This is a genomic window from Rhizobium sp. SVR5-9E (genome assembly GCF_056755095.1).
Genome location: NZ_JBNDHS010000761.1, coordinates 1 through 234, shown reverse-complemented (window position 1 = coordinate 234; position 234 = coordinate 1). Strand labels below are relative to the sequence as shown.

The 234-nt window shown below is 42.7% G+C and carries 1 pseudogene; it reads right to left on the bottom strand.

The annotated features are described in order from the left end of the window. A pseudogene (locus tag ACPYOJ_RS36885) lies at window positions 1-202 on the bottom strand (xylose isomerase); the annotation flags it as partial. Window positions 203-234 lie beyond the last annotated feature (32 nt).

Sequence of the window (234 nt, the reverse complement as noted above, 5' to 3'; positions counted from 1 at the left end):
ATCTTTCATGGGTAAAAACGCTTGCTGTTCCCCATAAAAGCTTGATTCCCGTCTCAGCCTGCTTTTGCTTGGCATAGTCTACAACTGCCTGAAGGTTTTTCTCGTACTCTTTCCAGTTGTTTGCAGGATCTACAAGATCGATATCATGGAAACAGTAGTAATCGAAGCCCATTTTAGACATAAATTCGAAACCTGCATCCATTTCTGTCTCTTATACACATCTCCGAGCCCACG